This window comes from Micromonospora sp. CNZ303 (assembly GCF_004345505.1).
In genome coordinates this window covers 146,558-164,574 of record NZ_SLVT01000007.1, presented here as the reverse complement: position 1 = coordinate 164,574, position 18,017 = coordinate 146,558, and the positions used below count along the sequence as shown (strand labels likewise).

Genomic DNA, 18,017 nt, shown 5'->3' with positions numbered 1-18,017 from the left:
ATGCTGAGCCCGGGGGTGCAGCTCGGCAACCGTTACCGCCTGGACGAGCGGATCGCCAGCGGCGGCATGGGTGACGTCTGGCGCGGCACCGACCAGGTGCTCGGCCGTACGGTCGCCGTCAAGAGCCTGCTCCCCGCGCTGCTCGACGACCCCGACTTCGCCGAGCGCTTCCGGGGCGAGGCCCGCACCATGGCCACGATCAACCACCCCGGCGTGGTCGACGTCTACGACTTCGGCAACGACCAGCAGATCGCCTTCCTGGTCATGGAGTACGTCGAGGGCGACGCGCTCTCGGCCACCCTGGCCCGGGTCGGCCGGCTCACCCCGGCCCGCACGATGGCGCTCGTCGCCCAGGCCGCCGACGCGCTGCACGCCGCGCACGTGAAGGGCATCGTGCACCGGGACGTGAAGCCCGGAAACCTGCTGGTCCGGCCCAACGGCACCCTGGTGCTCACCGACTTCGGCATCGCCCGGTCGGAGCTGGTCGCCCAGCTCACCGCAGCCGGCTCGGTGCTCGGCACCGCCTCGTACATCTCCCCGGAGCAGGCCACCGGCGGGGTCGCCACGCCCGCGTCCGACGTCTACGCGCTCGGTGTGGTGGCCTACCAGTGCCTCGCCGGCCGACGCCCCTTCGAGGGCGACAATCCCCTCGACATCGCCATGCGGCACGTGCGGGAGACGCCCCGTCCGCTGCCGGCGGACATTCCGCCGCAGGTCCGGGCGGTGGTCGAGCGGGCCCTGGCGAAGGACCCGGCGGCACGCTGGCCGAGCGCCGCCACGCTGGCCGGGGTCGCCCGTCAGCTCAAGGCCCAGCTCTCCCAGCAGGCCCGGGCGGCAGGTCAGCCCATCTCCGCCGCCCCGGCGTCGCCCGCCGGCCCGCCCGGCCGCGCCCAGGTGCCGCCGCCGCGCCCGCCGGTGTCGCCGCCGCACCGGCAGCCGAACGTCGCCGCGCAGCCGCCGCGTCCGCCCATGGCGGCTCACCGGCCGCCCGTGGCGAACACCCGGCCGGCCGCCGCGCCGCACCGCCCCACCTCGGTCGCGCCCGCCGCGCCCGTCCAGCATCCGCAGATGGCGCCGACGGGCTACCCGCGCGGCGCGGCGCCAGTGCCGCAGGCCCGACCGATGCCGTACGCGGGACACGCCGTCCCGCCGGCGCACCAGCCGGGTGGGCAGCGGTCCCGGCCCGGGATGGTGTTCCTCGCCATCCTCGTGGCCGTGCTGGTCCTCGTCTGCTCCGGCGTGATTTCCTACCACCTGCGGGAGAACACGAAGTCGGGTGCGGCCACCTCGCGGACGGTGACGTCCGGCGCGCTGTGGCCCGACGGACGCGACGATCCGACCGGAACGTCGTACCGTCGACAGGAACTGCCCCGGTCGGGCAGCGACGAGACGACGAGCGAAGGACGACAGACGCGATGACAGCGCAGGCCCGCCTGCTCGGTGGCAGGTACCAGGTCGGCGAGCTGCTCGGCTACGGCGGTATGGCCGAGGTGCACCGCGGTCGCGATCTCCGGCTCGGTCGGGACGTCGCGATCAAGATGCTCCGGACCGACCTCGCCCGGGACGCCACCTTCCAGATGCGGTTCCGCCGGGAGGCGCAGAACGCCGCGTCCCTCAACCACCCGGCGATCGTCGCCGTCTACGACACCGGCGAGGAGACCGCGCCCACCGGCGAGACCCTGCCGTTCATCGTGATGGAGTTCGTCAACGGGCGGACCCTCAAGGAGGTGCTCGGCGTCGAGGGGCGGCTCCAGCCGCGCCGGGCGCTGGAGATCTGCGCCGACATGTGCGCGGCCCTGGAGTTCAGCCACCGGCACGGCATCATCCACCGCGACATCAAGCCCGGCAACGTGATGCTCACCCAGACCGGCCAGGTCAAGGTGATGGACTTCGGCATCGCGCGGGCGCTGGCCAGCGGCGCCACCACCATGACCCAGACCAGTGCGGTCATCGGTACGGCGCAGTACCTCTCGCCCGAGCAGGCGCGCGGCGAGGCGGTCGACGCCCGCTCCGACGTCTACGCCGCCGGCTGCGTGCTCTTCGAGCTGGTCTGCGGGCATCCGCCGTTCGTCGGCGACAGCCCGGTCAGCGTGGCCTACCAGCACGTGCGGGAGGCGCCCCCGACCCCGAGCGACATCAACCCGGACGTCAACCCCGCGGTCGACGCGATCGTGCTCAAGGCGCTGTCGAAGAACCCCCTCAACCGCTACCAGAGCGCCGGCGAGATGCGGGCCGACCTGCTCCGCGCGGCCGCCGGCCGCCCGGTAATGGCGACCCCCGTGCTGCCGCAGGAGGAGACGACGCAGCTCGCCCCGGCCGCGGGCGGCTACGCGGGCACCCCCGGCGCCCCGCAGACCCGGCAGATGCCGGCCCGGGTCGGCGACCCGCGCCGGCGCAAGGCGTCCTCCTGGCTGATCGCGACGTTCGCGGCGGTGGGCGTCCTCGCGGTGATCGCCCTCGCCGCCGCCCTGCTGAGCCAGCGTGACGGCGACGACCGGGCCACGGTCCCCACGGTGACCGGCCTGACCCAGCAGGAGGCGTTCGCCCGGATCCAGCAGGCCAACCTGGTGCCCAAGGAGGGCGACCAGGTCTTCGGCACCTGCCAGAAGGGCCAGGTCGTCGACCAGGACCCGCCCGCCAACTCACTCCTCGAAGCGAACCGCGATGTCGTCGTCCGGGTCTGCGGCGGCGTGGAGATGAAGGCCATCCCGACGGACCTCGTCGGCTCCACCTACGAGGGCGCGAAGAAGCGGCTGGAGGAAGCCGGCTTCAAGGTGGACAAGAAGGAGAAGGACGACGCCGAGAAGGAGGGCATCGTCCTCGCGGTGTCGCCCGATGAGGGCAAGCAGGTCGCCGCGAAGAGCACGGTCACGCTCACCGTCTCCAGGGGCAACGTCGGCAAGGTGCCCAACGTGGTCGGCTCCAGCAAGGACGACGCCGAGGAGGAGCTGGACGAGGCGGGCTACCGGGTCGACGTCAAGCGGGGCCGCGAGGTGCCGCCGGAGGAGGCCGGCCAGGTTACCTCGCAGACCCCGCCGGCCGGGAGCAACCTCGCCAGGGGCAAGACCGTGACGATCGTGGTCACCGTGCCGCAAACCGAGCCGACGCCCACCGACTCGGCGAGCCCGACGCCCAGCGCCACGCCGACCACCCCCGGTGACGGCGGCGGCGGGGGCTTCCCGCTGCCGACCACCCCGCCGATCCGACTGCCCGAGCGCTGACCCGCTCGTGAGCGCGGGGGACCCTGCCGGTCAGCGCCCTGCGGACGCTGCCGGTCAGCGCCCTGCCGACGCCGCCGGGCAGGTCGACGCCGCCGCGCGGCGGCCTTCCGATGCCGCCGGGCAGCGCCCTCCGCCGGTCGACGACGGGCGGCCGGCGACCGGTGCGGCGGACCGTTCGAGCCGGTGGCGACGGCGCCTGATCCGCGCGGCGGTCCTGGGCCTGGCGGCGCTGCTCCTGGCCAGCATTCCCTGGCTCTGGACGACGGCCGCCGCCCGCGGCCACCTGTACGGCGAGGCCGACGCGCCCGCCGCCGACGTCGTGATCGTCCTGGGTACGGCGGTGGCGGCGGACCGCCGTCAGCCGGGTGACCGCCTCGCCGGCCGCCTGGAGACCGCCGCCGCGCTCGTGAAGAGCGGGCGGGCCCGGGTGGTCCTCGTGTCGGGCGACGGGGGCGGCACGTCCGGCGACGAGCCGGCGGCGATGACCGCCCACCTGACCGAGCGGCTCGGCGTCGATCCTCGTCGCGTCGTGGCCGACCCGTTCGGCCTGGACACCTACGACACCTGCGCCCGGGCGCGCGACGTGTACGGCGTCGAGCGGGCCCTGATCGTGACCCAGTCCTACCACCTGTCCCGCGCGGTGACGCTGTGCCGGCACCTCGGCCTCGACGTCGACGGGGTGACCGCCCGCTGTGCCGGCTGCGGACCGGCCCTGCTCGTCGGCAAGGCCGTCCGCGACTACTTCGCCAGCGGCAAGGCGGCCTGGGACGCGGTCCGGGGCAGGCCGCCCGCGGTCAGCTCACCCGCAGACCCGGCCGTCGAGGACGCACTCGAGAGCTGACCGTGAGGTGAGCGGACGCAAGGATCCGGCAAGTCGGCCTTGGCCATTTTGTGTGGGTGGCATCAGGGCGAGTGGATCTCCGCAGCGGCGACGTAATGCTCAGGCGGTGGCGAAGGCGGCGCGGCGGCGCGCGTCCACCTCGGCGGCCAGCGCCGGGGCCCGCTCCAGCGCCTCCGGGTGACCGCAGGCGGCGAGCCAGTTCGCCAGCATCAGGTGACCGCCCTCGGTCAGCACCGACTCCGGGTGGAACTGGACGCCCTCGATCGGCAGCGTACGGTGGCGCATCGCCATCACCACGCCGGAACCCGTCCAGCCGGTGACCTCCAGCTCCTCGGGCAGCGTCTCCGGCAGCACGGCGAGCGAGTGGTAGCGGGTGGCGGTGAACGGGTCCGGCAGGCCGGCGAGCACCCCGGCGCCGTGGTGGCGCACCTCGGAGGTCTTGCCGTGCAGCAGCTCGGGGGCGCGGGTCACCGTGGCGCCGAAGGCCTCACCGATCGCCTGGTGGCCCAGGCAGACGCCGAAGATCGGCAGCTCGCCCGCGTACGCGCGGATGACGTCGAGGCAGATGCCGGCGCGGTCGGGGCTGCCGGGGCCGGGCGAGAGCAGGACGCCGGCCGCGCCGACCCTGCCCACCTCGGCGACCTCGATCTCGTCGTTGCGCCGGACGTCGCAGTCCACGCCGAGCTGGCCCAGGTACTGCACGATGTTGAAGACGAACGAGTCGTAGTTGTCGATCACCAGGACACGCATCAGGGGCTCACTCGTCCGGGGAGGCAGGCGGGGTGTTGTTCTGGTCGGTGTCGTACGGCAACTCGTGCTCGTCGCCGGGCGGGGCGTCGCCGTTCTCCCCGCCGCTCGGCACCGAGTCGCCGCCGGGATCGCCGGCATCCTGGGTGACCTGCACGTCGTCGAAGGGCAGCAGGGGCTCGGCCCACGGGAACACCACGTACCAGAGCAGGGCCACCATCGCGCTGGTGATCAGCAGGCTGCCGACGAGCTTGCCGGGCAGCCCGAAGGGGAGCTTGCGCCAGATCCAGCCGTACACCGTCAGGCCCCCAGTTCCGCCGGGCGCCCCGCCGACTTCGGCTGGCTGCGCGCCAACTCGGCGTGGATGATCAGGCGTTGGTAGTTGTCGAACTTCGGGTTGCAGGTGGTCAGGGTGAGCATCGACCTGGTCGGCTTCTGCCCGGGCTTGCCCGGCACGGGCGCCACGACCTCGACCTGGGTGGGCTTGACGATCCGGCTCTGGGTCACCTTGTAGACGTGCCAGTCGGTCTTGCCCTCCACCACGATGGCGTCCCCGTTGTTCAACTCGTCGAGCCGCCAGAAGGTGGCCCGGTTGCGGTGCCCGGCGACGGAGAAGTTGCCGACCTGGCCCGGCAGGGCGCTGGAGGGGTAGTGGCCCGGCGCGTACCGGATGTCCTTCTGGGTGACGCCCTCGACGACGACCCAGCTCTTGTCGAGCTTGGGGATGTAGAGCCCGGCGATGGGCTTGCCCTGCACGGGCGGCTTCGGCTTGGCGGACGCGCTGGCCGACGGCGCCACCGTCGGGTCGCCCTCCGGGCCCCACGCCTGCGCCAGTTGCTGGCTGAGGTCGTTCTGATGGGCGTCGACGATTGCCGACTTGCCCCACACCTCGTAGCCGGCGAAGAGCAGCACCACCAGGCCGAAGGTGATCAGCAGTTCGCCGCTGACCCGGATGCCGGTACGCAGCCGGGAGCCCAGCGACGGTCGGGTGAGCTCCGAGTAGACGCTCTTGTAGCCCTCGCCTGTCTGCTCCGGGCGGAGCTGGACCACCCGCTCACCCCGGCGTGGCCGAGGCTGCTCGGCGGGAGTGTCGGAGCCCTCCGGCTCGTCCGTCTTCGGAGGACGCGGCACCGCGCCCATCAGGGCGGTCGACTCGACGAGCGCGGCCGGGACGGTCGGCGTACGCCCGGAGGCGGCCGGGATCAGGGCGGTGGCCCCGGGATCGACGTCGCGGCCCGGACCGGCCGGGGAGACCGGGGTCGACGGGCCGTTCGCCGACGCGCCCACCTTCGGGATGAAGGCGGTCGGCGCGTCGGCGGCCGGCCGGCCTTCCCTGGCGGCGGCCCGATCGACCGGCGGGCGGACGGAGCGCTCGCCGCCGGGGCCGGCGCCCCCGGCGGCGGCCGGCAGTCGGAGATCGTCGGACGGCGACGCGGGGTGCGGCGGGGCGGCCGGCCGGACCGGGCCAGGACCGGGCCACGGCGGCGATCCGCCGGCACCGGCCCGGGCGGACGGGCCGGAATCGGCCGGGCCGGCATGGCGGAGGTCGGCGGGCTCCGGCCGACGGTCGGCGGGACCCGGCCGACCGAAGTCGGCAGGGCCGGGCCGGTCGAAGTCGCCACCACCGCGCCGGTCGAGGTCGGCGGGCCGGGAACGATCGGCTTCGGCGGGCCCCGGCCGACCGAAGCCGGCAGGACCGGGTCGGTCGAAGTTGCCACCCCCACGCCGATCGAAGTCGGCGGGCCGGGAGCGGTCGAGGTCGGCGGGCCGGGAACGATCGGCTTCGGCGGGCCGGGAGTGGTCGAAATCAGCGGGCCGGTCGTAGCGCGAAGGCAGTGGGCGGCCGAGATCGCCGGACCCGCGCCGGTCGAAGCCGGACCCATGCCGGTCGAAGCCGGACCCGCGCCGGTCGGACTCGGCGGGCCCAATGCGGCCGAAGTCCGTGGTCTCCCCGCGGCCGAAGTCGGCAGGACCGGGGCGGCCAGGGTCGGGAGGGCCGGGGCGACCGGGCTCGGCAGGGCCGACGTGACCAGGCTCGACAGGGCCGAGGCGGCCGGGGTCGGCAGGGGCGCGTCGGTCGGAGTCGGCGGAGCCGGGCCGCCCGAAGTTGGCGGGCCAGGGGTGGCCGTGGTCCGCCGGACCGGGACGGCCGGGCTCGGTGGGCCGGGCGGGGCTGCCGGCGGAGCGGCTCTGGTCGGCGTTCGGCGGGAAATGGCCGAGGTTCGCGGGACGGCCGGGCTCCGGTGCCGGGCGGGTCGGGTCGGGCGTGGCGCGCGACCATCCGACGGAGGGCCCGGCAGGCGCGTGAGCGTCGCCGGCGGCCGGGGCGGGCCCGTGGGGCGGACGGGGAGCCGGGGACCGGGACGGGAGCGTGGGCTCCGGCCAGGCGCCGGCCGGGGCGGGGCGGGTCGGGGCGGGCCGGTCGACCTTGGGCAAAAAGGCGGTCGGCCCGTCGTCCTGGTCGCGGTGACGGGCGTCGCGGTCCTCGGGCCGGTCGTCCGGTACGCGGTTCACCTGGGCACCGTCGCCGAGCGCAGCGTGGTCGAGTCCTCGAACGCCGGCACGGTCACCGAGGAGACGGTCTCCTTGTAACCGAGCTTGTAGTCGTCGACCAGGTCCCTGAACAACCGGACTCCCTGTGAGTCGGCGAGGGCCTGCTGCAGGGCAGCGGGATCGCCGATTGCTACGATCTTGAATGGTGGGGAGTACACCCGGCCGTGCAGCAGCAGGGTGTTACCCACGCAGCGTACCGCGCTGGTCGACAGCACGCGGACGTTCATGATGGACATGGCCTCGGCGCCACCCGCCCAGAGTGCGTTCACCACCGCCTGCACGTCCCCCTGGTGGACGACCAGGTCGTCGTTGGTGGCCCCGGCGGGCAGCGTGCCGTCGTTGCGCCGGGGCGCGTCGTCGAGTTCCACCGTCACCCCGGAGCCGGCGAGCGCGGTGAAGCCGGCGTCGGCCCGGCTGGCGGCGGCCCGGTCCTGCTGTTCCTTGATCGGGCCGTCGGAGCGGGCCAGGGCGCTGGTGCGGCCCTCGACCTCGGCGCGCAGGTCGGACGCCCGCCGCTCGCTGGCCGCCACCTCCGCGCGCCGGTCCTCGATCAGCTGGTTGAGCTGGGGTCGGCGGTCCTCGCGCAGGGCGGTGCCGCCCGCGGTGGTCGCCGTGGTGGTGAAGAGCAGCCCGGCCGCGGCGGCGATCAGCGGCACCCCGATCGACCAGCCCGGTCGTCGCTGCCGTGGGCGTCGAGGCAGCAGCCCGGCGACCGCCCGCCGGAGCACCTTCTGCCAGGAGGCCGCGCCGGATGTGTACTCCACCGAGCGTTCCTTCCCCGTCGTCTGGTTCAGCCCGCGGAGGCGCGAGCCGCCGCGGCGACCCGAACAGTCCCGCCTTTTTCGGTCACTCCGTGCACTGGCCTCGCCCCATTCGTGGATTGGACGGGCCTTCGGGACTACGCTAGCTGTCGAACATTATTGGCCATGGACCGTCGCCCCCGCGCCCGGTTGTCAGGCCGGACGAGGTCGTAACCCCTCTGGAGAGCGTCGTGCCCAAGTCTCAGGTTCGCAAGAAGAAGGTGTACACCCCGCCGACGGACGTCCGTCCGACGGCGACGGCGGCGACGCGCAAGCCTAGCCCGGTGTGGCTCCCGGTCTCGGCGGTCGCCCTCATCGTTCTCGGCATCGGCTGGCTGGTGGTCTACTACCTCTCCGAGCAGGAGTACCCGGTCATGTCGTGGGGTTACTGGAACCTCGCGGTGGGCTTCGGCGCGATGGTCGCCTCCCTGATCCTGCTCTCCCGCTGGCGCTGAGCGCCGCACCCCGCCGCCGGACCGGCGGCGGGGTCGTCCGGGCGCGGCCAGCCCTGCGTCGAAGCCGTCCGGTTCGGGGCCGACGGGTGGCAATCCATGTCACTCGGTGGAGCCCCTACCCGGCGGTGGGGGTGTCTTCGCCCTAAGGTGTGCGCAGGGCGGCGCGGCCCGGTGCGAGATGACTCACGTTACTCCTGGGTAACCTTGCGCGTAGGCTGCACTGCATGACCGAGCGGAGCGAGGTCATCGACCGGTCCGGTCGAGGGTGCGGCAGCTGTGGCTCGCCGGTCGTGCCCTGACCCGGGCCCCGGTCGCCGAGCCGCTCGACAGGCAGCAGACCGGGGAGGCCAACTCGATGGGCAGCGTCCAGATCGTCACCACGATCCTCGCGTTCGCCATCACCGCCGTGGCGGTGTGGCTTGCGGTACGCGCGGTCATGAAGATGGTGGCCGTCATCCGGCTGGGTCAGCCGGACCCGACCCGCTTCGGTGACACGGGCACCCGCGCGAAGACGATGCTGGCCGAGACCGCCGGCCATACCCGCATGCTCCGCTGGAGCGTGGTGGGTGCGGCGCACTGGTTCGTGATGGTCGGCTTCATCGTGCTGTCGCTGCTGGTGTTGGAGGCGTACTTCGAGGTCGTCTCCCCGACCGGCGGGCTGCCGCTGGTGGGCAACTGGGCGATCTACGGGCTGGTCACCGAGTGGCTCGCGATCCTGGGCATCGTCAGCATCCTGGTGCTGATCGCGATCCGGCTCCGCAACCGGCCCACCCGGCCGGGCGGCAAGTCCCGGTTCACCGGCTCGACCATGTGGCAGGGCTACTTCGTCGAGGGCATCATCCTCGCCGTACTGATCATGGGCTTCGTCATCCGGGGCTTCAAGGTCGCCACCGACCACTTCGAGTACCCGGTCTGGGCCGCCCCGCTCAGCCACGCCGTCGGCGGGTTGCTGCCGAACTGGGCGGCCGGCGTCAGCGTCGCCGCGCTGATCAAGATCGTCATCTCGATGACCTGGCTCATCGTGATCTCGCTGAACGTCACCATGGGCGTCGCCTGGCACCGCTTCCTGGCCTTCTTCAACATCTTCTTCAAGCGCGACCCGGGCGCCAACGTCTCCGGCCTCGGCGCGCTGCGCCCCATGACCAGCCAGGGCAAGCCGCTGGACTTCGAGGAGGCCGACCCGGAGAAGGACCAGTTCGGCGTGGCCCAGGTCGAGCAGTTCACCTGGAAGGGCCTGCTGGACTTCAGCACCTGCACCGAGTGCGGCCGCTGCCAGTCGCAGTGCCCGGCCTGGAACACCGGCAAGCCGCTGTCGCCGAAGCTGCTGGTGCTCAGCCTGCGCGACCACGCGTACGCGAAGGCGCCGTACCTGCTGGCCGGCGGCGGCAAGGACCTGACCGGCGAGGAGAAGGCCACCGCCGCCCAGCTCGCCCACATGGACGTGCTGGCCCTGGCCGAGGCCGAGAAGCCGCTGATCGGCACCGCCGAGGAAGGCGGCATCATCGACCCGGACGTGCTCTGGTCCTGCACCACCTGCGGCGCCTGCGTCGAGCAGTGCCCGGTGGACATCGAGCACGTCGACCACATCGTCGACATGCGCCGCTACCAGGTGCTCATCGAGTCGAGCTTCCCGTCGGAGGCCGGCGTGATGCTGCGCAACCTGGAGAACAAGGGCAACCCGTGGGGTGCCCCGCAGAACACCCGCGAGGACTGGACCAAGGGCCTGGACTTCGAGGTGCCGCGGGTCGGCGAGGTCGACGACTTCGAGTACCTCTTCTGGGTCGGCTGCGCCGGCGCGTTCGAGGACCGGGCCAAGAAGACCACCCGGGCGGTCGCCACGCTGCTCAACGAGGCGGGCGTGAAGTTCGCGATCCTCGGCGAGGGCGAGACCTGCTCCGGTGACCCGGCCCGCCGCATCGGCAACGAGTTCGTCTTCCAGATGCTCGCCCAGCAGAACGTCGAGACCCTCAACGAGGCGTTCGAGGGCCGGGAGAAGAGCAAGCGGAAGATCGTCGCGACCTGCCCGCACTGCTTCAACACCCTCGGCAACGAGTACGGCCAGCTCGGCGGCGAGTTCGAGGTGGTCCACCACACCCAGCTCCTGGCGCACCTGGTCGCCACCGGCAAGCTCACCCCGGTGCAGCCGGTCGACGGTGGCGTGACCTACCACGACCCCTGCTACCTGGGCCGGCACAACCGGGTCTTCGCCCCGCCGCGTGAGGTGCTCGGCAGCGCCATCGCCGGTGGGGACGGCGCGAGCGGCGACGGCGGACTCATCGAGATGCCGCGCAACAGCGAGCGCTCCTTCTGCTGCGGCGCCGGCGGCGCCCGGATGTGGATGGAGGAGAAGATCGGCAAGCGGATCAACGTGGACCGGGTCGAGGAGGCCATGTCCACCGGGGCGAAGACGGTCGCCGTCGGCTGCCCGTTCTGCTCGACGATGCTCAACGACGGGGTGAACGGCAAGGGCGCCGGCGAGCAGGTCGAGGTCGTCGACGTGGCCAGCGTGCTGCTCCGCTCCGTCAAGCCCGAGCAGGCGCCGGGCGACACCGAGCGGGCGCCGGCGGCCGGCTGACGCGTACCCCTGCGACGTCTCACGGCGGCGGCACCCCCGGTGCCGCCGCCGTCGTCGTTCAGGAGGTCGTGGTGATGATCGTGGTGGTGACGGCCGTGGTGGTCGTGATCAGGATGACCGCCTGGATCTCCTCGATCGCCTTCTTCGTGGCGGCGGACGCCCAGTCCCCGGCAGCGATCTCGGTCAGCCGGCGCTTGACGTGCTCCTTCGGCAGCTCCGCGAAGAGCTTGCGGTCCAGGCCGACGGCCCGGGCGAGGCCGATGAGCGCGGCCGTCCGCCCGTCCACCGGGCCGTCCGCGGCCACGGCGGCGACCATCCGCTGCCGGGCCTGCGTCTCCACCGCCGGCTCCGCGCCGGTGGTGGACGGATAGCGGGTACGCGGAAAGACCCACAGCACCTTGTCCGAGTCGCGGCGCAGGACGCCGGCGGTGACCAGCCCGTCCAGCACCTGCTCGGGCAGGTCCTTGGCGAGCCGGGTGACCCAGTCCTTCGGCTTGCGCCGCTTCGGCTCGGTGGCGATCCGGGTCAGCGCGTCGTCGAGCTGCCGCTGCCCGACGGGGGTCGGATCGGTCACCACCAGCCGGTCGTCGGCGACCTCGACCCGGCCGGCGAGCGTCAGCTCCAGCAGCAGGGCGCCGGCCAGGCCGTAGTCGAGCGTGGGCCGGCCGAGCTGGTTGACGCCCGCGTCGTCGTAGCCGAGCAGGGCGAGTTCGTGGGCGAGCGTGAGCGGGGCCATGCCCCGACGGTAGCCGGGGCCGGCGAACCCGGCAGATCTTCCGCCCGTGACCGGGGCCGCCGCCCGTGCGAGAATTTCGCCGAGGTGAGACGACCATCGATGGCCTGCTGCTGACCACGCTGCTGCCCCTGGTCGGCTTCGTGCTGCTGACCGGCGGCAACGCGTTCTTCGTCGCGGCCGAGTTCGCCCTGGTCACGGTGGACCGCCCGGAGATCGAGCGGCGGGCGACCGCGGGCGACGGCCGGGCCGCGACCGTACGCCGGGCGCTGCGGGAACTCTCCTTCCAGCTCTCCGGGGCGCAGCTCGGCATCACCCTCACCGCGCTGCTCACGGGCTACCTGGCCGAGCCCGCCCTGGCCCGCCTCTTCACCCCGTTGCTGCGGCCGGTCGCCGGGGACGCCGCCGGCCGGTTCACCCCGTTCCTCGCCCTGGCCCTGGCCACCCTGCTCTCCATGCTCTTCGGCGAACTGGTGCCGAAGAACCTCGCGCTGGCCCGGCCGATGCCCACCGCCCTCGCGACCGCCGGCCCGATGCGCGCCTTCTCCCGCGCCTTCGGCTGGCTGATCCGGGCGCTGAACGACTCGGCGAACCGCCTGGTCCGGCTGCTGGGCGTGGAGCCGCAGGAGGAGCTGGCCAGCGCCCGCTCGCCGGAGGAGCTGGGGCTGCTGGCGGCCATCTCGGCGCGGGCGGGGGCGCTGCCGCCGGACACCGCCATGCTGCTGCGCCGGACCATCCGGTTCGGCGACAAGCGGGCCGCCGAGGCGATGACCCCGCGGGTCGACGTCGTCGCGCTGCGGGCCACCGCCACCGTGGCGGAGCTGCTGGCGCTGTCCCGCCGGACCGGGCGGACCCGGTTCCCGGTGTACGAGGAGACCCTCGACCTGGTGACCGGCGTCGCCGGGGTGCCGGACGCGCTGGGCGTGCCGTTGGCCCTGCGCGGCTCGACCACGGTCGGGTCGGTGGCCCGCGAGCCGGTGTACGTGCCGGAGAGCCTGGACCTCGACGGCGTACTGGCCGCGCTCGGCAGCGCGGGTGCCGACCTCGCCATCGTCGTCGACGAGTACGGCGGCACCGACGGCGTGGTCACCACGGAGGACCTCGTGGAGGAGCTGGTCGGGGAGATCGCCGACGAGTTCGACCCGGCCGCGGTGGACGACGTCGGCGCGGTCGGGCTGCGGGTGCCGGGCGGGGAGCGGACGGTCCTCGTCGACGGGGTGCTGCGCTCCGACGAGCTGGCGGAGCAGACCGGCTTCCGGCTGCCCGAGGGGCCGTACGAGACGCTCGCCGGGTTCCTGATGGCCCGGCTGGGGCATATCCCGCTCGCGGGCGAGACGGTCGACGAGTCGGGCTTCGGGTTCACCGTCGTGGAGGTCGAGCGGCACCGGATCGAGCAGGTCCGGGTGCTCCGTCCCGAGGAGCCGGACGGCGATGCCTGAGCTGTTGGTCACCGTCGCGCTGCTGCTCGGCAACGCGTTCTTCGTGGGCAGCGAGTTCGCGCTGATCGCGTCCCGGCGCACCGTGGTCGAGCCGTTGGCGGGCGGTTCGAAGCGGGCCCGCTGGGCGTTGTCGGCGATGAACCAGATCCCGCTGATGATCGCCGGGGCGCAGCTCGGGATCACCATCTGCTCGCTGGGGCTGGGCGCGATCGCCGAGCCCGCCCTCGCGCACCTGCTGGAGCCGGCGTTCCGCGCGGCGCGGCTGCCGGAGGGGGTGGTCCACCCGGTGGCCTTCGTACTCGCCCTCGGGGTGGTGGTCTTCCTGCACACCGTGGTCGGCGAGATGGTGCCGAAGAACATCACCCTGGCCGGACCGGAGCCGTCGGCGCTCTGGCTGGGGCCGGCGATGCTGGCGTTCTGCCTGGCCACCAAGCCGCTGCTGGTGGCGATGAAGTGGGCGTCCCGCCGGGTGCTGGGACTGTGGCGGGTCGAGGCGGCCGAGGCCGTGAAGACGGTCTTCACCGCCGAGGAGCTGGCCGGGCTGGTGTCGCAGGCGCGTACGGAGGGGCTGCTCGACGCGGAGGAGCACGCCCGGATCACGGGTGCGCTCGCGTTGCACAGCCGGACGGCCGCCGACGCCCTGCAACCGTGGTCCACGGTGACCACGGTGGCCGAGGACGTCTCACCCGCCTCGCTGGAGGTGCTGGCCACCCTGACGGGGCGGTCCCGCTTCCCGGTGGTGCAGCGGCACACCCGCCGGGTGCTCGGCTTCGTGCACGTCAAGGACGTCCTCGGGTACGCGGGCGCGAGCCGGCGGGCTCCCGTACCGGCGGACGTCTACCGGCCGTTGGCGGTGGTGCCGCCGGACCGTACGCTCGCCGACCTGTTGCTGTCGATGCGCCGGGAGCGGCGGCACATGGTGCTGGTCAGCGACGGTCGCCGCCCCCTCGGGGTGGTCACGCTCGACGACGTATTGACTGCGATCGTTGGCAGGCGGGCCGACACCCTTGGTGCGCAAGCGGTTGCGCAGGCGTGAAGTGGGCCTCGGTCGCCTTGATTCCGCTGCCGGCCTTCCCTAATGTTGGGCACCGGCCGCTGTGGGTCGTCTGTCTCGCCCCTCTTCCCTCGCGCGAGGCGCCAAGCGGCCGGGTTGCAAAAGGAGTCGGTGCCGGTGGCAACCATGCCCCCTCATCGTCACGCACCTCGACGGTCTGCTCGTCCGGGTGGCCTGCGCAGGGTCGCCCACCGTCTGCTCACCCTGGTCGCCGCGGCAGCGGTCGGCGCCGGCATGCTGGCTGCGCCCGCCCACGCCGAGCCCTCGGTCGACGAGATCGAGGCCGCGATCGACCAGAAGTGGGAGCAGCTCGAGCCCACCATCGAGCAGTACAACAAGGTGCGGGCGCAGCTGAAGGTCAACCGCAAGAAGTCGGAGGACCTCCAGAAGAAGATCCAGCCGTTGGCGCTGGAGAGCGAGCTGGCGATGGACCGGGTCGGCGATCTCGCCTCCCGTTACTACATCTCCGGCCCGTCCCACGACATCGGCGCGCTGCTCGTCAGCGCCAAGCCCGACACGCTGACTGAGCAGCTGACGCTGCTGGACCGGCTGGCCGCCCAGGAGCGCAAGCAGCTCGAGGGCGTGACCAAGGTCCGCCAGAAGTACGACGCGGAGAAGCAGAAGCTCGACACGCTCATCGTGTCGCAGACGAAGCAGCAGAACGACCTGGCTGCGAAGAAGAAGCAGATCGACGCCGACATCAAGAAGCTCGAGGCGTCGATGCCGGTGACGACGGTCAAGACGGAGAAGTGCCCGACCATCAACGGCGTGGTCAGCGAGAAGGCCCGCACCGCGATCCGGACCGCCTGCGCGCAGGTCGGCGACCCGTACGTCTGGGGTGCCACCGGCCCGAACTCGTTCGACTGCTCCGGCCTCACCCAGTACGCCTACAAGGCGGCGGGGGTCCACCTGACGCACTTCACGGGTGCGCAGTGGAACGAGGGCAAGGCCATCCCGCGCTCCGAGGCACGCCCGGGTGACCTGGTCTTCTTCAAGGCCGACCTGAGTCACGTCGGCCTCTACCTCGGCAACGACAAGATGGTGCACGCACCGCGGGCCGGCAAACCGGTCAACGTCTCCAGCATCAACACGATGCCGGTGGCCGGGTTCCGCCGGCCCTGACGTCCCGCACCCGCAACGACACGAGGGCCCCCGGTCGGATCGACCGGGGGCCCTCGTCGTGCGGTGGGATCAGCGGGGCGCGCCCAGCGGGGACGGCACCAGGTTCACGTCGTCCAGGTTGACGTACATGATCCGGTGACCGAACTGGACCTGCACGTACCTGTTGTCGCCCCGGACGACCGTCTGGTCGTGGGGAGCGGAGCCGTCGAACGTGGTGGCCCGGTAGTACTCGCCGGGGAGCAGGTTGCCGACGGCGTACCGCTGGCCTGCCGAGAGCGTGTACTGCAACGGCGAGATCGCCTGGTACGGCACGCCCTCCGGGTACGCGGCCTGCTCCGGGTAGGCCCGGCCGTACACCGGGATGGTGGCCTTACCGGCCTTCGGGGTCACCACGAACCCGACGGTCCACTTCGCCGTCGGCTTGGCGGCGGGGTTGTGGAACCACCCCTTCTGGCCGAGGTACCAGATCGCGGTCCAGTCGCCCTGCACCTCGGCCAGCGCGTACGTCTGGCCGGCCGAGACGCGGGCGCCGTGGTCGGAGACGTACGTGGTGTTCGGCGTGCCGTCGGGCCGCAGCGCGATGTCGTTGACCAGCGGCGCGTCGTGGCTCGGGGCGTTGTGCAGGAACAGCGCGGAGGAGCCGCGCAGCGGACAGGGGGCCGTCGCCGGGGGCGGGTTCGGCACGCCCGGAGGCTGCCGGTTGCAGCCGGTGAACGGCGGCTGGTTGGTGGCGAAGTCCGGGTCGATGGTGACCAGCCCCGTGCGGTGCGTGCCGGTCGACTTGAACGGCGCCTTGAGCAGGTCGAAGTAGTGCGACCAGTTCCAGTACGGTCCCGGGTCCCAGTGCATGCCGCGCACGTTCGCGGCGACGGTGCCGGGGACGTTGTCGTGCCCGATGATGTGGTTGCGGTCCAGCGGGATGTTGTGCGCCCGCGCCAGGTGGCGGACCAGCTTGGCGGAGGTGCGGTACATCGCCTCGGTGTACCAGGTGCCGTGCCCGGCGAAGCCCTCGTGTTCGAGGCCGATGGACTTGGCGTTCACGTACCAGTTGCCGGCGTGCCAGCCGACGTTCTTGGTCTTGATGTGCTGGGCGATGTGCCCGTCCACCGAGCGCAGGGTGTAGTGCCAACCCACCCGCTTCGGGTCCTTGACCAGGTTGACGCTGGGGCCGAAGTAGCCCTCGGTGTCGTGGATGACGATGTACTCGATCTTCTGCTGGGTGGGACGGTTGCCCAGGTCGTGGTTGCCGTAGTCGCCCAGGGTGGGGCCGTAGTTCTCGTACGGCGCCGGGATCCACTCGCAGGAGATGTCGCTCGGGCACTCCAGCCCGTCCGGCCGGGCGAGCTTGCGCAGGTTCAGCCGGTCCAGCCAGGAGCGGTTCGGCTGCACCGCCCGGCCGGCCAGCGTGACCCGCTGCCCGTCGTCGGTCACCCGGCTGTCGCCCGTGGCGATGGTGGCGTACACCTCGTTGGCGAAGGCCGCCGCGGCGTCGGCGCTGTCCGCGCCGGAGTACCGGGCCACCGCGCCGTACCAGGCCGCCGGGTCGGTGTCGGCGCCGACCGGGGCGCCGATCTCCTTCTGGTACGCGGCCAGCAGCGCCGCGCCACCCCGGATGTTCGCCGTGACGTCCGTCCGCAGCGACTCCTCGCTGGCGCCGGTCAGCTCGGCGGCGGCGTCGACGGTCCGCAGCGCGGCCTCGGCGGGAGGCGACGCGGCCGGCGTCTCGTGGGCCTCGGCCAGGGACGGGCGGGACTCGTCGCCGCGCGGGTCCTCGGTGCCCTCGTCGTGGTGCGTGCCGCCGGCGAGGGCGGTGACGTGCTCGGCGTCGGTGAGGTGCATCGGTCCGTAGCCGCCGCTGGTGCTCGGCGTGCCGGCGTTGGTGTCCCAGCGGGACTGCAGGTAGGAGACCCCGAGCAGGACGCTCTCCGGTACGCCGTACTCGGCGGCCGCGGCGGCGTACTGCTGCTGCCGGTCGTTCACCGGCTCTGCCGCGGCGGCGGACCCGGCGGCGGTGAGCGGCGTCGTCGCCATGGCGGCGGCCACGGCGGCGGCCAGCAGGACGCGTCTGCTCCTCGATGTCGCTGACAGGTGCATCAGACCCCCAGTTCGGACGGGCAAAGGTGGGGTCACCTTCGCCCCGCCCGCCGCCTCTGGTCAATACCTTTCCGTTAGACACTTCAAAAGGAAGAAAATCTTCGTCGCCCGGGTTGCGGATCCGCCCGGCTCCCGATGGGTACGGAGTGTCACCGCCCGTAGGGTTGCGGATCGATAACGGTCGTCTCTACTCTGGTCATTCGTCGGCCGGTGACACTCCGTCCAACCAGGGCGGTGACGGTCCGACACCGCCGAGTCGCTCCCGAGCGAGCCGGGGACCCAGGTTCCCCGGGGTGAATCCGCAGTCCTGCGGTAGGGCGCCCCTTCCCGCCCGAACCCGTCAGCTAACCCGGTAGGCGGTACGGAAGAAGGAGTACTGAGCC

13 protein-coding genes, 1 pseudogene and 1 riboswitch are annotated in these 18,017 nt (G+C 72.8%); of the genes and pseudogenes, 8 read left to right on the top strand and 6 right to left on the bottom strand.

Going from position 1 to position 18,017, the window contains the following annotated elements; genetic code table 11:
- The 3 genes from EV374_RS13890 to EV374_RS13880 are packed head-to-tail and all read left to right on the top strand — an operon-like array spanning position 1 to position 4,062.
- On the top strand, positions 1–1,419 hold the full coding sequence (locus tag EV374_RS13890) for a serine/threonine-protein kinase (RefSeq protein ID WP_132235337.1): 1,419 nt from the start codon (positions 1–3) through the stop codon (positions 1,417–1,419).
- Entirely contained in the window at positions 1,416–3,221 is a 1,806-nt protein-coding gene (gene pknB, locus EV374_RS13885; protein WP_132235335.1) for a Stk1 family PASTA domain-containing Ser/Thr kinase, read from the top strand. Before EV374_RS13890 ends, pknB begins: the two co-directional genes overlap by 4 nt.
- 7 nt (positions 3,222–3,228) lie before the next feature.
- Positions 3,229–4,062 (top strand): SanA/YdcF family protein, encoded by an 834-nt coding sequence (locus EV374_RS13880; RefSeq protein ID WP_486485743.1) that lies wholly within the window; start codon positions 3,229–3,231, stop codon positions 4,060–4,062.
- Between the two features lie 99 nt (positions 4,063–4,161).
- Here EV374_RS13880 and EV374_RS13875 read toward each other — a convergent pair whose 3' ends face one another.
- The 4 genes and pseudogenes from EV374_RS13875 to EV374_RS13860 form a co-directional block, all read right to left on the bottom strand.
- A complete protein-coding gene (locus tag EV374_RS13875; protein ID WP_132235333.1) occupies positions 4,162–4,812 on the bottom strand; it encodes an aminodeoxychorismate/anthranilate synthase component II in 651 nt (216 codons plus the stop codon).
- A 7-nt stretch (positions 4,813–4,819) separates the two neighbouring features.
- Positions 4,820–5,107 carry a hypothetical protein gene (locus tag EV374_RS13870; RefSeq protein ID WP_132235331.1) on the bottom strand — a complete coding sequence of 96 codons (288 nt, stop codon included), beginning with the start codon at positions 5,105–5,107 and terminating at the stop codon, positions 4,820–4,822.
- A 2-nt stretch (positions 5,108–5,109) separates the two neighbouring features.
- Positions 5,110–6,192 (bottom strand): annotated as a pseudogene (locus EV374_RS13865) (class E sortase); the annotation flags it as partial.
- 1,127 nt (positions 6,193–7,319) lie between these two features.
- The gene (locus EV374_RS13860; protein WP_132235329.1) at positions 7,320–8,126 is read right to left on the bottom strand and encodes a DUF881 domain-containing protein; all 807 of its coding nucleotides are present in this window, start codon (positions 8,124–8,126) and stop codon (positions 7,320–7,322) included.
- A 227-nt stretch (positions 8,127–8,353) separates the two neighbouring features.
- Here EV374_RS13860 and EV374_RS13855 point away from each other — a divergent pair, with 227 nt between their 5' ends.
- On the top strand, positions 8,354–8,617 hold the full coding sequence (locus EV374_RS13855; RefSeq protein WP_132235327.1) for a cell division protein CrgA: 264 nt from the start codon (positions 8,354–8,356) through the stop codon (positions 8,615–8,617).
- Positions 8,618–8,972: 355 nt separating this feature from the next.
- Positions 8,973–11,192 carry a (Fe-S)-binding protein gene (locus EV374_RS13850; protein WP_132235564.1) on the top strand — a complete coding sequence of 740 codons (2,220 nt, stop codon included), beginning with the start codon at positions 8,973–8,975 and terminating at the stop codon, positions 11,190–11,192.
- Between the two features lie 58 nt (positions 11,193–11,250).
- Here EV374_RS13850 and EV374_RS13845 read toward each other — a convergent pair whose 3' ends face one another.
- A complete protein-coding gene (locus EV374_RS13845; RefSeq protein ID WP_132235325.1) occupies positions 11,251–11,928 on the bottom strand; it encodes a GOLPH3/VPS74 family protein in 678 nt (225 codons plus the stop codon).
- 122 nt (positions 11,929–12,050) lie between these two features.
- On the opposite strand from EV374_RS13845, the gene EV374_RS13840 reads away from it, so the two are divergent.
- The 3 genes from EV374_RS13840 (at position 12,051) to EV374_RS13830 (ending at position 15,540) form a co-directional block, all read left to right on the top strand.
- Entirely contained in the window at positions 12,051–13,364 is a 1,314-nt protein-coding gene (locus EV374_RS13840; RefSeq protein WP_132235562.1) for a hemolysin family protein, read from the top strand.
- Positions 13,357–14,400, top strand: a complete 1,044-nt coding sequence (locus EV374_RS13835) for a hemolysin family protein (RefSeq protein WP_132235323.1) — start codon at positions 13,357–13,359, stop codon at positions 14,398–14,400. Before EV374_RS13840 ends, EV374_RS13835 begins: the two co-directional genes overlap by 8 nt.
- Before the next feature lie 144 nt (positions 14,401–14,544).
- A complete protein-coding gene (locus EV374_RS13830; protein WP_132235321.1) occupies positions 14,545–15,540 on the top strand; it encodes a C40 family peptidase in 996 nt (331 codons plus the stop codon).
- 69 nt (positions 15,541–15,609) lie between these two features.
- Here the strand turns inward: EV374_RS13830 and EV374_RS13825 are convergent, their stop codons facing one another.
- A complete protein-coding gene (locus EV374_RS13825; RefSeq protein WP_132235319.1) occupies positions 15,610–17,634 on the bottom strand; it encodes a peptidoglycan recognition protein family protein in 2,025 nt (674 codons plus the stop codon).
- A 239-nt stretch (positions 17,635–17,873) separates the two neighbouring features.
- Positions 17,874–18,007, top strand: a riboswitch (cyclic di-AMP (ydaO/yuaA leader).
- Positions 18,008–18,017 lie beyond the last annotated feature (10 nt).

Coding starts and splice junctions, on each gene's coding strand:
- EV374_RS13890 (WP_132235337.1), top strand. CDS start 1: ATGCTGAGCCCGGGGGTGCAGCTCGGCAACCGTTACCGCCTGGACGAG.
- pknB (WP_132235335.1), top strand. CDS start 1,416: ATGACAGCGCAGGCCCGCCTGCTCGGTGGCAGGTACCAGGTCGGCGAG.
- EV374_RS13875 (WP_132235333.1), bottom strand. CDS start 4,812: ATGCGTGTCCTGGTGATCGACAACTACGACTCGTTCGTCTTCAACATC.
- EV374_RS13850 (WP_132235564.1), top strand. CDS start 8,973: ATGGGCAGCGTCCAGATCGTCACCACGATCCTCGCGTTCGCCATCACC.
- EV374_RS13845 (WP_132235325.1), bottom strand. CDS start 11,928: ATGGCCCCGCTCACGCTCGCCCACGAACTCGCCCTGCTCGGCTACGAC.
- EV374_RS13835 (WP_132235323.1), top strand. CDS start 13,357: ATGCCTGAGCTGTTGGTCACCGTCGCGCTGCTGCTCGGCAACGCGTTC.
- EV374_RS13830 (WP_132235321.1), top strand. CDS start 14,545: ATGCCCCCTCATCGTCACGCACCTCGACGGTCTGCTCGTCCGGGTGGC.
- EV374_RS13825 (WP_132235319.1), bottom strand. CDS start 17,634: ATGCACCTGTCAGCGACATCGAGGAGCAGACGCGTCCTGCTGGCCGCC.